This is a genomic window from Skermanella stibiiresistens SB22 (assembly GCF_000576635.1).
Taxonomy (GTDB): Bacteria; Pseudomonadota; Alphaproteobacteria; order Azospirillales; family Azospirillaceae; genus Skermanella; species Skermanella stibiiresistens.
In genome coordinates this window covers 1-241 of sequence record NZ_AVFL01000162.1, presented here as the reverse complement: position 1 = coordinate 241, position 241 = coordinate 1, and the positions used below count along the sequence as shown (strand labels likewise).

The following is a 241-nucleotide window of genomic DNA, read 5'->3' as shown; positions in this document are numbered from 1 at the left end:
TTGCCGGTCGCTTTGATATAGACAGCATACGACACGGTAACCGTCAGCGGTCTGGCCGGAGACAGGCAGCGGCTGCCCGAACGACGGCATTCCGTGCCGGGCCCCACGTCCTGGCGTGCGCCCTTAGTCGGTTTAACATCGATCCCCTGATAAGTGACACCCACTTCGATCGAGTTATGGATCTGACTCATGCGAGCCTGAGGATCCCAATATAAGTAGGCGTTTTCACCTTGCGGCATAC

General features: G+C 57.3%; 1 protein-coding gene. It reads right to left on the bottom strand.

What is annotated here, in order from left to right; all coding sequences use genetic code 11:
• Positions 1-191, bottom strand: a 191-nt coding sequence (locus N825_RS40175) for a hypothetical protein (protein ID WP_211098457.1), incomplete at its 3' end; no start/stop codon positions are given.
• Between the last annotated feature and the right edge of the window lie 50 nt (positions 192-241).